19 protein-coding genes and 1 pseudogene are annotated in these 21978 nt (G+C 51.0%); 5 read left to right on the top strand and 15 right to left on the bottom strand.

Features of this window, described 5'->3' with window-relative positions:
* Window positions 1–127: 127 nt before the first annotated feature.
* Together FFS57_RS09330 and FFS57_RS09335 are read right to left on the bottom strand one after the other, a co-directional pair.
* Window positions 128–1366 carry a DUF1700 domain-containing protein gene (locus FFS57_RS09330; RefSeq protein WP_137937520.1) on the bottom strand — a complete coding sequence of 413 codons (1239 nt, stop codon included), beginning with the start codon at window positions 1364–1366 and terminating at the stop codon, window positions 128–130.
* Entirely contained in the window at window positions 1359–1676 is a 318-nt protein-coding gene (locus FFS57_RS09335; RefSeq protein WP_137937521.1) for a PadR family transcriptional regulator, read from the bottom strand. Before FFS57_RS09335 ends, FFS57_RS09330 begins: the two co-directional genes overlap by 8 nt.
* Window positions 1677–2175: 499 nt before the next feature.
* Between FFS57_RS09335 and FFS57_RS09340 the strand changes: the two genes are divergently transcribed.
* Window positions 2176–2955 carry an oxygen-binding di-iron domain-containing protein gene (locus FFS57_RS09340; RefSeq protein ID WP_137937522.1) on the top strand — a complete coding sequence of 260 codons (780 nt, stop codon included), beginning with the start codon at window positions 2176–2178 and terminating at the stop codon, window positions 2953–2955.
* Window positions 2956–3003: 48 nt separating this feature from the next.
* Here the strand turns inward: FFS57_RS09340 and dacB are convergent, their stop codons facing one another.
* The 5 genes from dacB to FFS57_RS09365 form a co-directional block, all read right to left on the bottom strand.
* A complete protein-coding gene (dacB, locus tag FFS57_RS09345; protein ID WP_137937523.1) occupies window positions 3004–4551 on the bottom strand; it encodes a D-alanyl-D-alanine carboxypeptidase/D-alanyl-D-alanine endopeptidase in 1548 nt (515 codons plus the stop codon).
* Window positions 4552–4569: 18 nt separating this feature from the next.
* Window positions 4570–5055, bottom strand: a complete 486-nt coding sequence (locus tag FFS57_RS09350; RefSeq protein ID WP_502705906.1) for a DoxX family protein — start codon at window positions 5053–5055, stop codon at window positions 4570–4572.
* 127 nt (window positions 5056–5182) lie between these two features.
* Complete coding sequence (locus tag FFS57_RS09355; protein ID WP_137937524.1) at window positions 5183–5929, bottom strand: HvfC/BufC N-terminal domain-containing protein; 747 nt, start codon at window positions 5927–5929, stop codon at window positions 5183–5185.
* A gap of 11 nt (window positions 5930–5940) precedes the next feature.
* Window positions 5941–6783 carry an MNIO family bufferin maturase gene (gene bufB / locus FFS57_RS09360; protein WP_137937525.1) on the bottom strand — a complete coding sequence of 281 codons (843 nt, stop codon included), beginning with the start codon at window positions 6781–6783 and terminating at the stop codon, window positions 5941–5943.
* A 108-nt stretch (window positions 6784–6891) separates the two neighbouring features.
* Window positions 6892–7152 (bottom strand): BufA1 family periplasmic bufferin-type metallophore, encoded by a 261-nt coding sequence (locus FFS57_RS09365; RefSeq protein WP_137937526.1) that lies wholly within the window; start codon window positions 7150–7152, stop codon window positions 6892–6894.
* Window positions 7153–7544: 392 nt separating this feature from the next.
* Here FFS57_RS09365 and FFS57_RS09370 point away from each other — a divergent pair, with 392 nt between their 5' ends.
* The 3 genes from FFS57_RS09370 to acs all read left to right on the top strand — a co-directional run bounded on the left by FFS57_RS09370 (window position 7545) and on the right by acs (window position 11770).
* Complete coding sequence (locus FFS57_RS09370) at window positions 7545–7853, top strand: DUF485 domain-containing protein (RefSeq protein WP_137937527.1); 309 nt, start codon at window positions 7545–7547, stop codon at window positions 7851–7853.
* Window positions 7850–9514, top strand: coding sequence for a cation acetate symporter (locus FFS57_RS09375; RefSeq protein WP_137937528.1), 1665 nt, complete (start codon window positions 7850–7852; stop codon window positions 9512–9514). Before FFS57_RS09370 ends, FFS57_RS09375 begins: the two co-directional genes overlap by 4 nt.
* A gap of 285 nt (window positions 9515–9799) precedes the next feature.
* Window positions 9800–11770 carry an acetate--CoA ligase gene (gene acs / locus FFS57_RS09380; protein ID WP_137937529.1) on the top strand — a complete coding sequence of 657 codons (1971 nt, stop codon included), beginning with the start codon at window positions 9800–9802 and terminating at the stop codon, window positions 11768–11770.
* Between the two features lie 301 nt (window positions 11771–12071).
* Here the strand turns inward: acs and FFS57_RS09385 are convergent.
* From FFS57_RS09385 to FFS57_RS09420, 8 genes and pseudogenes are all read right to left on the bottom strand, one after another.
* A pseudogene (locus FFS57_RS09385) lies at window positions 12072–12443 on the bottom strand (IS1634 family transposase); the annotation flags it as partial.
* Between the two features lie 366 nt (window positions 12444–12809).
* Entirely contained in the window at window positions 12810–15977 is a 3168-nt protein-coding gene (locus FFS57_RS09390) for a pilus assembly protein (RefSeq protein ID WP_137937530.1), read from the bottom strand.
* Between the two features lie 60 nt (window positions 15978–16037).
* A complete protein-coding gene (locus tag FFS57_RS09395) occupies window positions 16038–16682 on the bottom strand; it encodes a pilus assembly PilX family protein (RefSeq protein ID WP_137937531.1) in 645 nt (214 codons plus the stop codon).
* Window positions 16679–17818 (bottom strand): PilW family protein, encoded by a 1140-nt coding sequence (locus tag FFS57_RS09400; RefSeq protein WP_137937532.1) that lies wholly within the window; start codon window positions 17816–17818, stop codon window positions 16679–16681. Before FFS57_RS09400 ends, FFS57_RS09395 begins: the two co-directional genes overlap by 4 nt.
* On the bottom strand, window positions 17818–18246 hold the full coding sequence (locus tag FFS57_RS09405) for a type IV pilus modification PilV family protein (RefSeq protein WP_137937533.1): 429 nt from the start codon (window positions 18244–18246) through the stop codon (window positions 17818–17820). Before FFS57_RS09405 ends, FFS57_RS09400 begins: the two co-directional genes overlap by 1 nt.
* Window positions 18240–18761 (bottom strand): GspH/FimT family pseudopilin, encoded by a 522-nt coding sequence (locus FFS57_RS09410; protein WP_137937534.1) that lies wholly within the window; start codon window positions 18759–18761, stop codon window positions 18240–18242. Before FFS57_RS09410 ends, FFS57_RS09405 begins: the two co-directional genes overlap by 7 nt.
* A complete protein-coding gene (locus FFS57_RS09415) occupies window positions 18755–19189 on the bottom strand; it encodes a type IV pilin protein (RefSeq protein WP_137937535.1) in 435 nt (144 codons plus the stop codon). The genes FFS57_RS09410 and FFS57_RS09415 overlap by 7 nt, the downstream gene beginning before the upstream one ends.
* A 112-nt stretch (window positions 19190–19301) precedes the next feature.
* Complete coding sequence (locus FFS57_RS09420) at window positions 19302–20981, bottom strand: ABC1 kinase family protein (protein WP_137937536.1); 1680 nt, start codon at window positions 20979–20981, stop codon at window positions 19302–19304.
* Between the two features lie 259 nt (window positions 20982–21240).
* Here FFS57_RS09420 and FFS57_RS09425 point away from each other — a divergent pair, with 259 nt between their 5' ends.
* Window positions 21241–21867, top strand: coding sequence for a C40 family peptidase (locus tag FFS57_RS09425; protein ID WP_137937537.1), 627 nt, complete (start codon window positions 21241–21243; stop codon window positions 21865–21867).
* Window positions 21868–21978: the final 111 nt, after the last annotated feature.

Here is a 21978-nt window from a genome sequence, read left to right on the forward strand (position 1 = left end):
CTCTGTCAATCAGTGCCCATGCTAACCATGCATGCCCAGACTTTTGTCCTGGACATCTTTTTTGTCATCATGACAAAACAAAAAAGGAGCCAGTCGGCTCCTTTTTCATAGATTGCTTAGAGATCAATCAAACTGCAGAACTACCATTCGCTTGTGGCTCGCCTCGAATGATGGAGACATTCAATTTGGCATAGCGGACAAAACCACGGAATACCCATTTGGTGACCCAAATATTGAACCATAGCCAAAGCGCTCCGCCGATGGTTCCACCGAAAAAGCCGATCAGTTTGGCCTGCATGGAATCCATGCCATCCAGACCATCGATCTCGACACTGTTGGATTTACCATCCCGAATCCGAACTGATGCTCCTTCTTTATCGGCACGCTTTTGGATGACCACTTTCCCACCATCCGGGCCTTCGATACGAACATGTTCGTTGCCCTGGTCGTCTCGCTCTACCAGCACATGTGCACCATCCGCACCCGTCACTTCCTTGCGGACCAGTTGATCACCCTGATGCGATTCGGTCACGCGACGACCGCTTGGTTCAGTGATTTCCTTTCTGACCAACTCGCCATTTTCATGATCTTCGCGAACACGACGGCCATTGGCCTCAGTCACTTCCTTGTGTACCAGTTCACCATCTTGATATTGCTCCTTGGTATGCTGACCACTTGGCTCCCAGACTTCACGTCGAACCAACTCGCCATCTTCATGTTCTTCAAGCAGGCGTCGGCCATCCGACTCAGTCGTATCCTTACGAATCACTTCGCTCGGTACAGACTCTGCGCTGACACCAGGCGGTTTAGGCGGTTCAGGTACACCTGGAACAGCGGGCACAGGAGGGGGAGACTGGACCGTCGATTTCTTGCTATCGATGCCATTCCCGGCTTCAACATCAATCTTGACCTGCTTGCCTGTTGGCTTGTCGTCATCAATCACCACAGTACCATTCAGGCCCATCTGCTCTGCCATACCCGGTGCCATGGCCACGCCACAAACAAGCCCAATAATGATCAAGGCGACCGAACATGCATATGAGGCCGTCAGCATCCCCATGAAGATCAGCATCGGAATGGCCAAAAACAGATTCAAACTACCCAGTGCGACAATTGACAGCACTACACGCATGAGGTTACCCATGCTCTTATTGTCTTTCCACTCCTGAATGCGAAGCTGTGCCAGTAATTCGCGGGCGATCTTTTTAGGGTCACCCAGTCCTTTGGCGATTTCTTCTTCTGCTCTTCCACTCGCCAAGCCGTCATGAAAATATTCCTCATAATCGGCCAGCACCTCGTCAAGGTCCGCCTTTGGCAACGCTGATAGCTCCCGTTTCAGCGCGCGGAGGAATTGCTCCTTATTCATTGCCCTCCCCTAATATTTTATTTACTTCAGTCAGGAACTCGTGCCATTCATGTTTCATGGACGCGAGTTCCTTTCGGCCTGTATCGGTGAGTTTATAGTATTTACGTGGCGGCCCCGATTCAGATTCAACCAAATAGGTTGTCACCCAGGCTTCATTTTGCAAGCGCCGCATCAATGGATAAATCGTGCCTTCGCTCATCTCAACCCCATCTGCCAGCTTTGAAACGATTTCGTACGCATAACTGTCAGCCTTTTCGAGGATGGCTAGCACGCACATTTCAAGCGTCCCTTTTTTTAGCTGTGTTTTCATTCACGTTTGCAGTCTTTTATTGAAAGATACCTTATATAGCAAGGTAGCTTTATCAGAAAAACGCGCTGGGTTTATGCGCGTTTTTTCACTATATCGCACGGTATCTTGTTATGCAAGATATTATTCCTGGCCGCCGATATCGTCGTTAACGCACATCCCTGCGCTCATCAAATGGTTGTCGCCTGGAGTCTGTTCAAAACCTGTCATGAGCGATTGCCGGCGGGGCAATGCGCTGCGCAAAAACCGAAATGTATGTGTGATACATGAGGATATTGAGCAGCACATGAGCCCCGATCGTGGGTGTCCAGTAAGGCATTGAACAGATTCTCAGCCACCAACAGTCATTCGCGAGCCAGCCCTCATGATGCTTAATGCCATTAACATAAGATAGACATACATGCCTCGTTATACCTACGCCCTTTGATCTAGATCAATCGAACTAGATCGCAATCCCCATAATATTGCATCGCAATATTATTAAAAATAATAAGGGATACACATGGCAATCGAGTTATACAACGACGGCGAGCATATCTGCCTGATGTTTGAGGATTTGGTGGATGATTCGTCGGATGCAATCCAAGCCAACCAGTTCTTGATTGTTACCGGCGGCGAAGGCGCATTGATCGACCCGGCTGGCAACATGACCTATTCATCACTGCTAATGGCCATGAGCCGGTATTTTCCGGCACGCGACCTGAAGTACATCCTGGCATCCCACGCTGATCCAGACATTGTCGGCTCACTCAACAAATGGATGGTGTCATCCCAATGTTCGCTGGTGGTTTCCAAGCTTTGGGGGCGCTTTGTACCGCATTTTTGCACATCAGGCAACCTCTCTGGCCGTATCATCAATCTACCGGACGAAGGTGGCTATATCACACTGGGCAATAGTCGCATTGCGGCGATTCCAGCCCACTTCCTGCATGCTGAAGGCAATTTCCAGTTTTACGATGAACGATCGAAAATCCTGTTCTCTGGTGACATGGGCGCATCAATGGTGCATCACGATTCGGTATCCCGCCCAATCACGACCGTTGAAGAGTTCAAACAACATCTGAAGACGATGGAAGGGTTTCATCGTCGCTATATGGTATCGAACAAGATCTGCCGACTATGGGTGCACATGGTACGAAGCATGGACATCACTTGGCTGGTGCCGCAGCACGGCCGCAGCTTCAAGGGTAAGGTGGCCATCAATGCGTTTCTGGACTGGATCGAACACCTGGAATGTGGCGTGGACTTGATGACACAAACCAATTATCGGGCTCCAGCCTGATCCCAAAGCAACGGGGCCTGATGAATCAGGCCCCGTATGTATCCATTGCTATTCCTTACCAGCCCATTCGATCAACTGATCCAGCGCATCGGTCGCTGCAAAAGCGCGGGGATGATTGACTATTCCCACCACGACAACCGGGCCATCTACACGGTGCACGATACCGGCCACCGCCCGGACACCATTCAGGGAGCCGGTCTTCACATGCGCCTTGGCGGTAACTGCAGTATCGGTCAACCGTTTTTTCATGGTGCCATCCATACCGACAATGGGCAGGGATGCGATCAATTCCGGTCCAACCGGGCTGTTCACCGCCTTTTCCAACAACATGCCCAACTGGCCTGCCGTAATTCGCTCGTCACGAGACAGGCCGGAACCATTGTCCAAAGCAAGGCCAGTCGTTGGAATACCCTGACCATCCAGAAAGTGACGCACCCGATCTGCGGCCTGTGGCAATAGTTGCTCGATGGGTTGAAACTCGCCCCCCAATGCCAGAAACAACATGCGCGCCTGCGTGTTATTGCTGAATTTGTTGATATCCCGCACCACTTCAGCCAATGGTACCGACTCGAAACGAGTCAGCAGATGGCTGTCCGGGAACGCAGCCAGTTGGCCATCACGCAAACTCCCAGTCCATTTCCCCCCTAGATCGTGCCACATGGTTTTAAGCAATTCACGCAGATAATCCGGTGGCGTCAAGGCGCTGAGGTACAAATTGCGTTCCCCGCAAGCACTGGGGTAAATGCCACTGACCGTCAACGAGCCAATCGGTTCGGTGCTGATGTTCAGTTGTTCCCGCCAGTCACCACATTCGCCATTGCCAGGGATCAACTTGGCATCCAGTTTCAGCTCAGGCAACGCAGGATCTGCCTGTACCCTGATCACACCGGCTTCGTCGCGAATACGCAATCGCACCGACTGGAAATTGGCCAGAAACGCATCGGGTGGCACGTTATAGGATCGATGCCCAGCCCCATCGAAAGCATTTGCATCAAGGGCTTGCTGTGACCAATAGACCCGATCCAGCACAACATCGCCGCGGATTTCCTTCACGCCACGCGACTGAAGCTCGCGCAGCATCAGCCACATTCGTTCCAGGTTCAACCTGGGATCTCCCCCACCACGCAGAATCAGATCACCTTGCAGCACACCGTGTTGCAGACTGCCATTGACATGAACATCCGTCCCCCAGGTATACACCGGCCCCAGCAATGACAACCCGGCATAGGTGGTCACCAGTTTCATGGTCGATGCCGGATTCATCGCCACATCGGGCCGATGAGCTAGGCGTGGCCTTTTGTCCTTGACCACTTTCACATACAGCGCCACGTCGCTTAACGGAATACGAGCACGGGCGAAGGCAGCACCAATATCCTTGGGCACCGCTGCAGCCCATACAGGTACCGGCAGCAATGCCGTGGCCATGCTGTAGCAGACCAAACGACCGGCAATACCGGTCCGGATAAAAGCGGGGGCTGAAAAGCGAAGGAATGACAACATGGCGCAACCTGACAACGACACTGAACGGCTGCCCACTCTACCCTGAGCGGCGTGACAGCTCAAGGCAGGATAGACATCACCGTCCGTTCTCGACATGACCAATCACGCTTCTGGTCAGGCCGATTTACCCCAGCGCTGGCGGAACCAGGTATCCAACGCCAGCTTGCCAGGGCCAAAGGCCACGACCACCAAAATCAACCCGCCCCACAGCCAATGGTGCAGTCGTGTAGCTTCATTGAGGGCATCATAGTAAGAGATCAGGGCAACCGCATTCAACACAGTCAGCCCTAGCGCGCCAAAGCGACCGGCCAGCCCCAAGGCCAGCAATACCGGCAATACCAGCTCCCCACCCGTGCCCAGCACAGCCGCCACGTTGGGTGCCAACACGGGCACCTTGTATTCCTCTTCAAACAACGCCAACGTGGTGTCCCAATTATCGATTTTGGTCAGACCGGAGCTGAAAAACACATTGGCAATGTAGAGGCGGATACCCAACAGCACCAGCGGCTGTAACATCTTGTCCAACAAAGCGATCGCACAATTGACCAAGGCGATCAGTCTGGCCGACAAGGTGATTGGCGAAGCAGTGATCGATTCCATGATTTGACTCCATTCTCTGCCCGTTAGCAGGTGGTAAATGAATTGGTACTGGTCGGCCAACAACGGCAAGCCGCTTCCCTGCCGGCGATTTGCCAGCAACCCGACCTTAAATGCAGAAACAGGAAAACTAGGCTGGCAGACTCAAGTTGATCACCAACTGATCCACCACCAGGCGCATCAATACGTCACCCAGCGCAAACTGCGGGTCTTTCTGAATAGCTGCCCCCACAGCATCACCCAATGCATCTCCAGTCATCAGCGCGGTACAAAAGGCCAGCTCGGCACCAACCAGCGCTCGTACCAGAACCCGATTGGTTCGACGGAACACCAGTGCACACTCCGGTCCTTGATCGAGTGCTGGCCATTCACCACCATGATGAGCCTGATAAATGCTGACCACGGGATAGCTGGCATGCAACAGTGAGGCTGCAGGATGAATATCCGCAATCAGCCGGGCCTGCTGTTCATTGCTATAGGTCGCCAGGCTGGCGGGGTCGAATGCAGGTACGTCATGCTCAAAATAGGCACGCCGCATGGCCCAGTCCAGCGCGGCCACATCCGGCAGATAGGGTAAGGTTTTAGCGGGCTCGAACTGCCGCAGAAAGGCACTGAATACATCGCCATACTGATGCAGATTGCCGGAATGCGAAGCCATGCAGCGGGCGTATTCGTGCGCCATGCCATCAAAGAATGCCTCGCCGACCAACTCCCGCACCGTTGGGTAAGCATCAACCAGGGCTCCGACACGATTGCACAATCGATTGTTGGCATAGGCAGACAAACCGCGCGTATGTGGGTCCCACTCCGACTCGACCAAGGTGCCATGAACAACGGCATCTGCGAAACGGCCTTGTACTGCAAACAATGGATTCATCCTTGCCCCTTTCAAACCAGACGTTCGCGGCAGGCAGTCAACATGTGCTCGGCGCGGGCTGCCTCCCGCTGCAATTCAGCCAGGCTGGGCAAGGCCGTGTCACGCTCAAGCAAGGTTGGCACCGGGCCAAAACGCTGATACGCCACTGCCAGCAGATCCCAGACCTTGTCACAGACCGGTGCGCCATGGGTATCGATCAGCAGCCCATCATCACGCGCTTCGAAACCGGCAATGTGGATCTCACCAATCGCATCAACAGGCAAGGCCGCCAATGCCTCCGCCGCATCTCGCCCCAGATTCCGCTGGTTGACATATAAATTGTTGATGTCCAGCAACAAGCCACAGCCAGTACGTACCACCAGCTCGGCCAGAAATTCACCTTCCGGGATCACATCCTCGGGAAAAGCCACATAACTCGACAGGTTTTCAATGAGAATCCTGCGTCCCAGCACGTGCTGAACCTGCCCGACCCGCTCCACCATATGGGCGAGCGCAGCCTCACTGTAGGGCAATGGCAATAGATCGTTGAAATAGTCGTTCTGCCAGGCGTTCCAGCATAGATGCTCCGAAATGGCAGCCGGATCAATACGATCGATCAACCGCGTCCATTCCGCCAGATGGGTTTGTCGTAACGGTTCCGCATTACCCAGGCCCAGACCGACGCCATGCAGGCTGATCGGTGCATGTGACCGGACCACTTCCAGTGCAGCCAGATTGGCACCGCCACCGAAGAAGTTCTCGGCATGTACCTCCCACCACGCAACAGTGGGCTGGGTTTCAATGACCTCCCGAATATGCGGCATGCGCAGGCCGATGCCGGCTGCGACAGGCAAAGCGGTAACAGGTGGCGGCATATGCAATCCTCAACATGAGGGCGTGCAAACAGGTGATGCACGCCCGACTTGGCTTGAATTGATGACAGATCCGGTCGGGACAACTACGTCAACCAACCTGGAACCGAATTACTTCTTGTCACCCGGCTTCAGGCTGCCACCCATCTTTTCACATGTGCCTTTGGCTACATATTTCCATTCGTTCGGGTCCTTATCGGCCTTGGCCTGACCCGCACAAGAATGGGAACCATTGGCTGCCGCACAGTCATTCTTGCCGGCGGTGGCGACACCAAAGCACTTTTCCTTCTCGGCTGCCATGGCCTGGCCGGTCACACCCATGGTCAACAAACCTGCCAACGCAGCACCAATCATCACTTGCTTCTTATCCATTTACTTTCCTTTCCTGCGGTTGAATGACGGCGTTACCGCCCAAGATTCAAAACAGCCAATTACGAGCCATTTGCAGCGTTTGTCGGTGGGGCTGGCAAATTCTTACACATCATTTGGAAAAACTTGTGCAACCCGCGCCACAGCAGCCTGCACAACTGATGCCGACGTGATGACTATAGCATCTGACAAGTCATCATGTTTTTTGATTTCGCACATCAGTATGACTGTTAACCTCGGGATAACCCCAATCACGATGGGCATCGCCCAACATGACATCGGTTCAATCAATTCGCTTTATCAGAAATTGCGATTAGACCCGCCATTTTGTGCGGGAGTAGATTGCTTTTCACATCAACTACCAATTGATGATCACCAGAATAAGGAGGATGACCATGAATGATGATCTGTTGAAACGTGTACTCGAACACCAGTACTTTGACGAGCTGGTCCGCAAAAAGACCAGCTTCGGCTGGACACTCACGGTGGTGATGCTTGCCATTTATTTTGGTTTCATCCTGCTGGTGGCCTTTACCCCGAAAACGTTGGGCGCTGCATTGGGCGGTGGCGTGATGACGCTGGGCATCCCAGTCGGCATCGCCGTGATCCTGTCAGCGTTTCTGCTGACAGGTGTTTATGTCCGCCGCGCAAATCGCGAATTTGATGTGCTGAATGCCGCCATCGTTGAAGAGGTCAAATCATGAACAAGCTACTTGTAACAGGTTGCGGAGCCCTGCTCGCCCTGGCTACCCCGGTGGCCCTGGCTGGCGAGGCCCTGACTGGCGACGTGAAGCGCCAACCGTTGAATTGGCACGCCATCATCATGTTTTTTGCATTTGTCGCGTTCACCCTGGGCATCACTTGGTGGGCGGCTCGCCGCACCAAATCCGCGAAGGATTTCTATGCCGCCGGCGGCTCCATCACCGGCTTTCAGAATGGGTTGGCCATTGCCGGGGATTACATGAGTGCCGCCTCATTTCTGGGGATTTCGGCCATGGTATTTGAGAAAGGCTACGACGGCCTGATCTATTCCATCGGCTTCCTGGTAGGCTGGCCGATCATCCTCTTCCTGGTGGCGGAACGGCTACGTAACCTAGGCAAATACACTTTTGCAGACGTGGCCAGCTATCGGCTGCAACAAACCCCCGTCCGCATGTTGGCCGCGACCGGGACACTGGTTGTGGTCGCACTGTACCTGATCGCTCAGATGGTCGGGGCAGGCAAGCTGATTCAACTGTTGTTCGGAATGAACTACACCTCAGCCGTGGTACTGGTTGGCATCCTCATGGTGATGTATGTGATGCTCGGTGGCATGCTGGCCACCACCTGGGTACAGATCATCAAAGCGATCATGTTGCTGTCGGGCGCAACCTTCATGGCTTACATGGTGATGTCGCAAGTCGGCTTCAGCCCGGAAAAGATGTTTGCAGCCGCCGTGGCGGTTCATGACAAGAAAGCCGCCATCATGTCACCAGGGCAGTTGGTATCCAACCCGATCGATGCTGTCAGCCTTGGCTTGGCACTGATGTTTGGCACCGCCGGCCTGCCGCACATTCTGATGCGCTTTTTCACCGTGAAAGATGCCAAGGAGGCACGCAAATCTGTGTTCTTTGCGACCGGGTTCATCGGCTATTTCTACATCCTGACCTTCATCATCGGATTTGGTGCCATCATGCTGGTATCGACCAATCCGGAATTCAAGGATGCAGCAGGCAAGCTGATTGGCGGGAACAACATGGCTGCCGTCCACCTGTCGAAAGCAGTCGGCGGGGATCTGTTCCTCGGCTTTATTTCGGCAGTGGCTTTCGCCACCATCCTGGCCGTGGTTGCAGGCCTGACCCTGTCAGGCGCGTCAGCCGTGTCACACGACCTTTACGCCAACGTGTTTGCCCGCGGCAAAAGCAATGAAGTGTATGAGCTGCGTGTATCCAAATATGCGACCGTGGTGCTGGGTATATTGGCCATTGTGCTGGGTGTTGCCTTCGAGAAACAGAATATTGCCTTCATGGTCGGACTGGCGTTCTCGATCGCTGCATCCAGCAACTTCCCAGTACTGTTCCTGAGCATGTTCTGGAAAGGGTTGACCACGCGTGGCGCGGTGATTGGCGGCTTTGTCGGGTTGAGTTCTGCCGTACTGTTGATCGTGCTCGGCCCAACCGTATGGGTAGACGTACTGAAGCATCAAGATGCATTATTTCCATATAAAAACCCTGCCATCTTCTCAATGACACTCGCCTTCTTTACAACATGGCTGTTATCTGTACTGGATGGAAGCCATAATGCGACACGCGAACAAAATGCATTTTTGCCACAATTTGTACGATCAATGACAGGAATCGGTGCCGAAGCTGCGTCACGGCACTGAGACAAATGGCGACGATGCCGCATCTGGCAAGCATTTGACCAATAGCGGGTCATCGTACGGGGCCCTGCGCACATCTCACCGCGCAGGGCTTTTTTTTGCCGGTCAAAGCATGTAGTGCAATCAGCACCGCTGATTTCCAGCATCAGAAAATGCAATTGGATTTCTAAAACACGCACTCCTAGAGTGTTAAACAAATCGGAGCAGGTTATGGATACCCTTCAGCCCAACGCACAACAGGCCACTCCTCATACCATCAGGCCGCCTCAAACAGGAAAGGAACCCAGCATGTCCACCATCGACTCGATCCTGAAGGAAACGCGAGTCTTCGAACCGACAGACGAGTTCAAGCGCAAGGCCACGATTTCAGGCATGGAAGCCTACAATCAACTGTGCGATCAGGCGAATGAACACTATGCTGGCTTCTGGGGCGAATTGGCGCGCGAACGCATCACCTGGAAGAAAATGTTCACGCGCGTGCTGGATGAGACCAACCCACCCTTCTTCAAATGGTTTGACGATGGCGTGCTGAACGTCTCCTACAACTGCCTGGATCGCCACCTATCCCAACTGGCCAACAAGATTGCCATCATTTTCGAAGCCGATGAAGGCCAAGTCACCCGCGTCACCTATGCCGAGCTGTATCGCCGGGTATGCCAGTTCGCCAATGGACTGAAAAGCCTGGGGGTAAAAAAAGGTGACCGTGTAGTGGTCTACATGCCCATGAGCATTGAAGCCGTGGTGGCCATGCAGGCCTGCGCCCGGATTGGTGCAATTCATTCGGTGGTATTCGGTGGTTTCTCGGCGAAATCCCTGCAAGAACGCATTATCGATGCCGGCGCCCGTGTCGTGATCACCGCCAATGAAGGGTTACGTGGCGGCAAACCGGTCGCGCTGAAATCCGTGACCGACGAGGCAATGGAAATGGGTGGCTGCGACGTCGTCGAGAAAGTTGTGGTCTATCAACGCACCAACAATGGTTGCGCGCAATGGCATGACAGCCGTGACATCTGGTGGCACAAGCTGACCGAAGACCAGCCTGAAGACTGCGAACCGGAATGGGTGAATGCAGAGGACCCGCTGTTCATCCTTTATACCTCCGGCTCGACCGGCAAACCCAAAGGCATTCAGCACAGCTCTGGCGGTTACCTGCTGGGGGCAATCAATACCATGCTATGGTCGTTTGATTACAAGCCCAACGACATCTTCTGGTGCACCGCAGACGTGGGCTGGATTACCGGCCACAGTTATGTGACTTATGGCCCGCTTGCCGTTGGCGCCACTCAGGTCATTTTTGAAGGCGTCCCCACTTATCCAGATGCAGGCCGTTTCTGGAAAATGATCGAACGTCACAAAATCACCACCTTCTATACCGCACCGACAGCCATTCGCTCGCTGATCAAACTAGGCGCCGATCTACCCAATCAATACGACCTATCCAGCCTGCGGTTGCTGGGTACGGTGGGGGAACCGATCAACCCTGAAGCCTGGATGTGGTATTACGAAGTGGTCGGCAAACGCCGTTGCCCGATTGTTGACACTTGGTGGCAAACTGAAACCGGCAGCCACATGATTACCCCCATGCCCGGTGCCGTACCAACCAAACCCGGCTCGTGCACGTTACCTGTTCCCGGCATCATCGTAGACATTGTCGATGAATCCGGTGCACCGGTCGAGCCCGGTAAAGGTGGCTTTCTGGTCATCAAACGCCCATGGCCGTCCATGGTTCGCACGATCTGGGGTGATCCGGAACGCTTCAAGAAAACCTACTTCCCGGAAGAATTCAACGGCCAGCTATATCTAGCCGGGGATTCCGCCCATCGAGACGAAAACGGCTACTACTGGATCATGGGCCGTATCGATGATGTACTCAATGTTTCCGGCCACCGCCTGGGCACGATGGAAATCGAATCTGCCCTGGTTGCCAACCCGCTGGTTGCCGAAGCAGCCGTGGTCGGCAAACCGCACGAGGTAAAGGGGGAAGCGGTAGTGGCTTTTGTGGTGTTGAAGAAAACCCCAGCATCGAGAGAGGAAGCGCTGCAAATCGCCAAGAACCTGCGCGAATGGGTCAGCCATGAAATCGGTGCCCTTGCCCGCCCCGAAGAAATCCGCTTTGGCGAGAACCTGCCCAAGACCCGCTCTGGCAAAATCATGCGCCGCCTGCTGCGATCCCTGGCCAAAGGTGAACAAATCACACAGGATGTCTCGACGCTGGAAAACCCAGCCATCCTGCAACAATTGCAAGAAGCGGTGAACTGAATCTCCCTGGTTCACCGATGGCGTGGTTGACGCGTGCCTTTCAAAGGCACGCGTTTTTTTATGCCTCCACGGTCGCAAGTTTTAGGTTTGATGTCCCCTTACCCGCTGTCGGGGTCAGCATAAACATGGCTGGTGTGCACCACTTTGCCGTTGATGCTCACCCGAGTTTGACGTGTGCCATGACAAGGCGGTGCTTTTCCTATGGGTGCGAACCCCGGGGTTCGACAGAAAAATCCGTAAGCAACTGATTATGCGAGAAACCCGCATTCAGAATTGGCACTACAGCGCTTTGATAGAGGCGCTCGGGGAGGCGGATGGTGTCGAAGAGTTCCTTCTGTTCCGGGGTAAAGGTCGTCAGACCGGCAGCGGACTGGCGTTGATGCAACGTGATCTGATGAAACTGAATGCGCCGCACGATTTCCAGCGCCCGCTCCGGGGATAGCTGGCTGTGCCGGGCCTTGAGGCGTATCCGCAGCTCCCGGCAGAGAATCAGGATGAGGAAGCAGATCAGCGCGTGCGCCCGAATCCGGTTCGGCAAGCGGTGGAAGACCGGGGCGATCTCGATTTCGGATTTGAGTACCCGGAAGCCACGCTCGATGTCGACAACTGTCTTGTAGCGGCTGACGATCTCGGCCGAGGTATGGTCCGGCATGTTGGAGACCAGGATCAACCGACAGGTCGGCCTGCACATCACCCTTTTCGAGGCTTGCTCAGTGTTCACTCACATTACGGCCTGCAGGGTCGCCAAGTCACTTAATGACCCTCTACACCAAAGGCGTCAACCACTTCGTTACCTCCATGATTGCTCTGATTGCTTCCGGCGGGAGCAAATTTCGCCGGGTGGGGTTTGCATCCCACTGGAAAAGCACTACCTTGTCACGGTGCACCCGGGTGAGCACATCCATAGGACGCGGTTTTCTGGCTACAAATAAAACGACCCGATCAGCGGTAAACCAATCAGGTCGCTCACTATCTAGTCCGAGAACATGGGCACGTTACAGCCCATTCCAAACAAATGCCCAACAATCCAAAGATCCCGTCATTGTGAAATGACTTCTCTCCAAGTTACACGGCGCCCCTTACCCCCAGCACCCACAATCGGAATATCAATTACAGGATTTTTACCATCAACAGTCCGACCAACCCCCTTTACTGCACCACTTGCTGTTTGAACAACCGCACCAGATACTGATAGGGAATCAACAACCTTAACGGAACTACCAGTCCCTTTTTTGAAGTCAAGGAAGTAAGCCCGCGTAAATCCCCCACCAGAGCACGATTCAGGCTCAAGATTTTCAGGAGTATTCGTCCAAAGCACCAATGTGCCTGACACAATACGCGGATCAATGGTTGCCTTTTCTCCACCATAAGTTAGCTCTGCATAAAATCCATCTCTGACATTCCAATCCAACGGATCCCCAGTCACCGTCCCAGCCAAAGTAAGTTTATCAATAGCAATAGTACGCTTCTCTAACTTTGTAGTAGCCGTTGTTGCGTCTTTATCTGCCACACCATACAAGAAATGCTTAGTGGAAAGGTTGGTCAAATCACTCGCGGCAAGCAACTGGCCTGTACCAAAATAAACAACCCGCTTTCCATTGACTTCAGCCAATTCAGGCTTGACCGTAATTGGCTGACTTGAACCCAAGTCAATCAATTTCATTGCAGTCCCACCCTGAAGATCAAAACGCCACATCGCACCGTTGAGGTCGCCGCCATATACAAACTGCGTTTTATTATCCGCGTCGAAGTCATCAACCCACCCTGATAACTTGGCCAATCCCGCAACCGCACCCGTTGGAATTTGCTTGATTACCGTACCCGTTTTTGCATCCAACACGACCACTTTATCTTTGGTAGCGTTATAGCCTGAACTAATAACGACAACCCAACGCTCAGTAGCACCATCTTGGATTTTGGTAATAATTGGACGACCAAAACTATAGCCCAAGTCAGCATCCTGATATTCCCAGAGCGCAACCGGCTTATCCGCACTGGAAATATCCAAAGCATAATAGCCTTTACCACCCTTATTAAAGCCACCTACAAGGATGGATTTCCAAGCGCCATCATATATATCGGATATAGTTGGCATCGCATCAACATAATACTGATGCTCATAATTAATATCTGCCAGCTTATGCAAATTGGGCAACAAAAGCTGTGGAATGTACGCCCATACCTCTTTGCCCTCCAAAGTCGGATTAGCCGAAGCATCGAACGCATGCAACATGCCATCATTGGATGCGGCATATACACGTGCAGCGCGCGAAGCAAATGCACCCCCGGTAAAAGCAAAGGGGGACTCCCTCAGATAAATCGGCTGTCCACCAATAATATCTCCAAGAACAGACTTTCTTTCACGGAACAGTACAGACTTATCAGTCTTATTTTCCCCAGTACGATCTCCGCGCAAGAAATTCACCACATCCGCACCGGAACGCGTTGCATTCTTACATTCCGCATAGGCTGTGGCCCCTTGACACTGCGAGAGCTTTGTCAATGAAAAATAACCCTGCTCGGTAAGCGACAAATTACCCCAGCTAAAAAGCCTTAACTTATCACCTGCAGTTGCAGAGAAAGTATAAATCTTACGATCAGCATAAGGCACATTTACCAATTTATCAGTGGCTTTCCATTTGGGGTTGGCGCTTACTTCGCCCGTAGCAACATCCACCTCTCTCTTTTCTACCTCACCAGACCACCAACCCGGAGTATAGCCCGCCACATAAGCGAAATTATCGCCAGGGGTTAATTGCGGATTCGGGAAATTCACACCAGACCCAGCTCGTGCCTGATCAGAAATGTTACGTAGCGCCTTAGTCAGGCCTTCAATAATATCTGATGGTTTCTTTGCACTAAAATATTGACCATAACCATTAACAGCAGCGTGCCATAAGTCATCGACCTTAGCCAATTCATTAGCATTAGGATTAGGCCAACTCTTACTATCATTTAAGATATTTACATAGTCATTAGTTGCACTATTCGTGTTCGTTTTGTAGTCAGGTACAAACTTGAGCAAACCATCAACCCCCAGGCCAATGGTAAACGTCACCATATGCTGATGCTTTGCAGGATCTTCCACCGACGCCTGAAGATCATTCTTGTAATTTGCCCATCTAGCATCCTTCGTGCCATCACGCAAATCCGTGTTGTAGTAATACATTGCAACGTCAGCAAGTGTATTTTGCGTCTTTAACTTATCCTTAAAAGGCAACGGTGCCGACCCATCTACATCGCCATATGAAACATTGTCACTATTCCAAAAGCCATCTGTAGATAGAATTGTATAATTCCGACGACAATATTGTTTTTCAGGGATTGGATCACCAGAGCTAGGCGTTATCTGCCCTGCATACATTTTCCCCGTTTTCTCCAATGACACACGCAAAGGTGTGCCACCACCCGGATTTCCTTGATAGAGTCGCTTGTACCATTCCTTCCGAAAGCCACCAACGCCATAGGTTGCATTCGGCGAATTTTGACCGAACTCATTCAAGCCCAAGAAACGGCGATCTGACTCATTTAAAGCATTACCAGAATTGGCCAAATATTGGATTGTACTGAATCCAACACGATGATCGGCACCGAGTTTATCAAATGCCAAACCCACTCCAGATTTCATCGCCAGCATGCGTGTGCGATAAAAGCTAAACCAAATTGCAAACCTAGTTTTAAGGAGAGTATCCGTTGATGCAGCAACGTTGACCTTGGTGTATTTTGAATTATCCGCACATGATGCCGTAGTTACTCCATCATTGCGGCGATAATAATGGGCCGCCTCCCCAGAAATATTATCATGCACCATGTATTTGAACGCATTCCTCAAATCGATTTTTGATGAGCTTGAAGCAAATCCATCATTAGGTGCACTAGTAAAAAGCGGAACTGGATATGAGGTACCATCCGGTTGCACCGGAACGTTGTTCTCATAATCAAAATCCGGATTAAAATAAAGCGGATTACATAGATGATTACGATACTGGTTATAATATCTGTAACTTTGTAATGTATCTGGCACTTCAGTCCAAGCCATACTGCCAGAATCATCCAAAATGAAAAATATGTTTGGCTTGGGTAGCTGTGGATCCAATAATGGTTTATCTGGCAACGTCACCGCAGCATGCGATAACCCACTCACCCCAATTAGCGACACGCCGACAGCGATCGATAGTACCTTAAAAAACGCTTTTGAATTCTTCACAACATTTACTCCTCAATTCCGCTATGAGCTTCGATCCAGTATTCAGCGCAACTCAACGATTCAAATCATGATTACAGTTTGAACATAGCTCACTGTATTCTTGGGGCCAGTAACACGCACAGTTACTTGATAGTATCCAAACCTCCCACCACTCACCGCTCGACTGCCTGCATCCTGATCCTGCTTGGAATCACTTTCCCCTTTCGTGGTGTAGACAGCACACTCCTGCCCAGCCCCAGATACACCCACATTATCGACGCGACATAGACGGCGAATGACGTATGCAAACTGCTGCCCAACAGAGAGCGCCGGCTCGGCCTGAGGAACCTTATAAGCCCTGAGACCCACACCCAAATTTCCATCCCAATCTACATCATCATTTTTTGTGGCCGTTGCCTGACCTGTCACATCCAATCCAAACGTGGAAAATGCATAATAGCCATTTGCAATTTTGCTTGTATTCAATCCGGTGCCAATTGCGTCACCAGCATTCGCCATCAGCCAATTTCGAGCATCTTCAACAACTACATCTGTTGCAGCAACAACCGCCTGTCTAAATGCTAAATTCCCGGCAATTACCACTGCATTATCCCTGCTACGCATTAGGCTCATTGCGGCTAATGTGATGGCTATCAATGCAATCAAAGCAAAAAATAGAACCACGCCCTGCTGCCGCTTTACGCCATTACCAGATACAACCCTCATGAAAGCCCCCACAAGCGATTCCGTAACGGAATTACAGTTTCAAATGTCCGATATCTGTAGTGATCCCAATCAGCCAAAAAGTCCACGGCTATAGCCCCATCTTTCCAAGTAGGTAGCGGTGATTGCGGTGGATTCGGGCCCGTCACCACTTGCTTCTCAAACTGAGTACTGCGCGCCACTACGGCTAAACGAATTGCAATTACTTGTTGCCACTCTGCCGCAGTAGTCGGTGATACCGCAGTCCAATTTTCAACGATGCCATTGCCATCTGTATCTCGACCATACTGCGCCTGCATATTTACAACATTGTCCATTACAGGAGTATCGACAAACTGGTTAGTAGCGGACTGAAACTCTCGGCGAATCAAACTCCCGTTATTCACCACATAGGAAATTCTTTGAATAGTTCCCAAATTAAAGAGTTTTGAATATGTTTTATAACCTCCTGCGGGATAAAGCGTCGTGGGATCCGAAGGATTCCAGTCACCTGCAACATCCATCACAACATGTGGCACTGCCTGCTTCTTCGCATCCAATGCCACACCTTTATCCGTTTGACATGCAGCGACGGTTTTATAGGCATCTGCATTACACGCTGTTGTGGCCTGCACAAGCGAACAATGAGGAGCGCCTTCCTGCCAAATTGCCAAAATATCGTTCTGATTGATTCCAAATACAGAATCCGTATATGCAATGGATGAAGCAGGTACAATTGCAGCTAACGATGAAGCTGGCAAGCTAAAATCCATTCGATTACTCGCCAGTATTGTTAAACTATCAATACTGGCAGCCCCAACACCAGCACCATTTTCAATCAGAACAGGGGCAAGCCTCCAATCAATATTTACAGCAGCTCCACCTTTGTCATAGGTACCCTTCAATTGACACCCTAAAGCACCCGGCACTGCAATTCCAAAACCCGCATTCTTAGTGTCACGCTCGATAAAATATAGTGCTGTCGATCCCGCCGTTTGTGCGTCCCCACCTGACATTGTGGAACGCTTTTGCCCCTCGAAAGCACCTGTTACCTGAGTAATGACAACAGTCGTCAATAAGCCAAGTATCAGTGCAACAAGCACCTCCATCAAACCAAATCCTTGTTCGCTATGATGGGTCAAAACATTCTGCTTTCTCATCACGAACCTGCCTTTAGCGCTTCATTTACAGATGTAACAGTGACCAATTTGTTTTCCTGTTTTGCGGCTGGAGGCTTCCAAGTTAATGTCACCGTTACGAGATTATTGTTTACATCTACAACGGCCTTACCATTCGGGAGACTCATTGCCAAGACGCCGATCTCATCACTGGCATCTTGATAAGTTTTCTTGCCATTCACCAACAAAGCAGGATTGCGCAGCCAAAGTTCTCCGACAATACGATTCATTACATACGTAGCATCGATACGGCCCCTTGCGTCAGACACATCGCGAACTGCCTGCCCCTGTAAGCCAACAATTGCCAGCAATCCAAATGAAAAAATAAGAATTGCAATTAAGCCTTCCAGCAGCATCGCCCCTTGCTGCTTTTTCACCACAGCCATTTTTTGACGAGATTTTATTAGCATTTCCTAGGATCCCCTGTCGGCAAACTTGAGGAAGGCAAACACATCCGAACAGCCCCGCTTGGATTAGATATGGTTAACCGTAGCGGTACGCGTTTATCGGCAGCAATTGTTGTTGAGGTGATATTTAACTGATCAATAGCATTAGCTTGCTCAGGAGCCCACAGCGAACCAAGCCCGCTATAAACAACGTATGTCTTTCCATTTCCTGACGCTACGCTAAATTTAATTGAAGCATCAGTACTTGCTACATCACGCTGAATAACCTGACCGGATTCCTCCAATCTAATTTGCCAACCACCAGTGTTGAGAACTTCGAATCGGATTGGTAAATTACGCTTGATTGCTTCATTTCTTGCCATCTGCAATCCATTTTGGTAGCTCTCTGCAACGGTGCGCGTTTTAGAATTCGATAGCCAAACAGATGCCTCTGGCAATACAAGCATGGTCACGACAGCAACAATGGCAATCGTGATCATCAATTCCAGGATGGTGAATCCTCGAACACGCACTAGCATGTCGCGCCCTTTTTTGCTAACCAGCAAGTTGCGGGGACAGTAGCACCTTCAAATGCGGTCGTACGCTGGTCATTCTGTTCATTTACGGTAAATTGATAGGTACCAACCGCCCCTAGTCCCACATTTGCCAAATTACTTGCTGTTGCGGTAAATGTCTGTCCGTTATTTCCCGTAACACATGCAATTGAAAACGATTTGCCAGTCTTAGCCCCATTGCCACACGCCCCTGCATTCGCATAGCTTCGGTTATCCTGATAGTACACTTCCATTTTTACGCGATAGTCAGCAAGCAGCGAATGTGCTTCGACAATCTTGCCGCGGCGGACATAGTCGGTGTAGCTAGGAATTGCAATGGCTGAAAGGATGGCAATGATTGCAACTGCGATCATCAGTTCGATCAATGTGAAACCACGGTTTCGAAAAGGCATATTGATAACTCCTAACTTGGTTAAGTCTGATGGTATTTCGGCTGTACAGGCAAGACAACCTATGTGCGATAAGCGTGTTGTTTCATGCGTTAAACGGCTTATGTCACACCACCTAGTCTTTCGCTGAACGCCAGATCGAAAAAATGATCCACAAGCTGTTGATAAATGCGATAAAGAAACCCATAAAACCGAACATGGACATCCCCCACAACTTGGGCCCCGATGGGACTGTCATAACGATGGCAGAGGCGATGATCAAACAACCGGTAACAATGCCCAAGGTCAGACGATTGGAAGCACGATTGATCTGCTGACCGAAGTGGTCAAGCCGTTTCAGATCAAGGTCTATTTTGACTTTGCCTCGCCGAATCTCCTTGATTAGTTTGCCAATATCCCTGGGTGCACTGGATAGTAACTTCAGCGTGTCTACAGCTTCGTGTTTGAGCCTCTGGAACACGCTGGATGGTCGATAGCGATTAATGACAACCTCACGGACGAACGGCGTCATATGAGCAACCATTTCAAAATCCGGATCCAACTGACGCCCCAAACCTTCAAGGGTGATCAATGCTTTAAACAGAAGAGTAAGGTCCGGTGGTAATGCAATGGCATGCTCACGCATGATGCTAACAACATGATTCAGCAATGCACCGATTCGGATGTCCTTGAGCGGCAGGTACTCGTAATCAAATATGAAGTCAGCTATATCTGCGACCAGCTTCTCTTCGTCAATGACTGCGTCGCTGCTCCAATCCAGCACGACATCCAAAATACCCTGCTCATCACGATTGGCCAGCGCCGCCAGTAAGTCGACAATTTGGTCCCGACGATAATGTGGCAACCGCCCTACCATTCCAAAATCAATAAACGCAATTCTGCCCCCGTCTAGGTAAAAAACGTTACCAGGATGTGGGTCAGCATGAAAATAGCCGTCGATCAGGATCATCTTCAGCACTGCATCAGCGCCAATGGCAGCCAGCTCACGTCGATCCAGTCCCGCTTGGTCAACTCGTTTCAGATCATTACCCGGAATGCCATCAATGTACTCCTGTACATTGAGAATCTCACTGGTCCACTCCCAGTGAATGGTAGGAACAATGATGCGCGGGTCATTTGCAAAATTTCGACGAAAACGATCGACATTACGCGCCTCGATACTCAAGTCAAGCTCGCGGTGCAACGATCTCGAGAACTGCTCAACGATTGAGACCGGATGATAACGGCGCAAGTCAGGCCATTCAAACTCAACCAATGATGCGATGTGTCGCAAAATGCGCAAGTCGGCTTCGATTTTGGGAATGATGCCTGGTCGGCGTATCTTCAGAATGACTTCTTCACCTGAGAACAAAGTGGCACGGTGAACCTGGGCAATGGAGGCTGCACCGATGGGATCGATATCCAACGTCTTGAACACCTTCGCCAGTGGAGCACCTAATGCTCGCACCAAGTCCGCTTCCAATTGCTCGAAAGGAACCGCAGGCACATTGCTTTGCAATTTCTCAAATTCAGTGGCCCATTCTGGCGGAAAGACATCTACACGGGTCGCAAGAACTTGCCCAAGCTTAATGAAGGTCGGTCCAAGCGCCTCCAGTGCAAGGCGCACTCTGACAGGTGCAGGTATCGGTTCAGTGGAGGAGTCAACGGGCACATGCAACATTTGCCCCGCTCGCTCAAACATTGCGGGAATACCCAGCCGATGGACAATATCACCCAGCCCATTACGGACGAACACTGCGCTGATTTCACGTACTCGCGGCAAATCGCGTAATACGCTGAAGGTTTCCCTAAGCATCGTTGGACCTGATTGTTTTCGCTTGGACTATAGCCGACATGATACGGGAACGCACGCCCAGCACCATTTCCTGACAGGAACTTGCATTGATAAAATGTAGTCAACATGCAACCTACTCGCCCTGACCACAAAAACACAATATTCGAATGAAATCATTATTCAATAACTGTCAACACCAATCGGACAATGAAATGCTACAGCCAGCAAGACATAGATCGCGTTTGGCAGGACTATCAGGCATGGGTTAGAGTTCGGGGTTATGAAAAGTCTGACTATCCTGTTGACGCTGACAATCGGCGTCCTAATCAGCCCTTTACACGCAGAACCGAATGTGGAACCAGGGTCGCCTGTTTCAACCAGCGCTGAGGCCAGCAAACCAAAAACAAAATCGGACAGCAACAAAACCAGCGATTCGAGCACTGCAAAACCTTCAACAGCAGATATCAAGACGCAAGATCTCGTGCTGCAAGCTTTGGCACTCATGGGTGTAACATATAAATTTGGCGGAAAATCCCCGGAAACAGGGCTCGACTGCTCTGGATTGGTGCGTTACGTGTTTGGCAAATCTTTACAAATGGCGCTGCCTCACAATGCGATGGCCATCAGCAAACTAGGTGAACATGTCGATAAAGAAGCCCTCAAACCTGGTGACTTGGTATTCTTCAATACATTAAAACGAAAGTTTTCCCATGTTGGCATTTACTTGGGTGATGATCGTTTCATTCACGCCCCAAGTTCTGGTGGTGGCGTACAAGTTGTCAATATGAAGGAAAAATACTGGCGTGAACGTTTTGACGGCGCTCGCCGTCTGCAACAGGCTGAAGTTGATCAACTGGCGACAGACTTGAAAGCGAAGGAAGAGCGCAAGGACAAAAACATCCAGTAGTCAAGAGTGCGGTGATAGATACTGCGCTCGCAATCAAACCCTCGCACTACTGTCATAGGGTGCAGCAATAAGCTCGCCCCAATCTCCCGACTTACGAAATGGCACTGCTAT

It is taken from the genome of Chitinivorax sp. B (assembly GCF_005503445.1).
GTDB lineage: Bacteria > Pseudomonadota > Gammaproteobacteria > Burkholderiales > SCOH01 > Chitinivorax.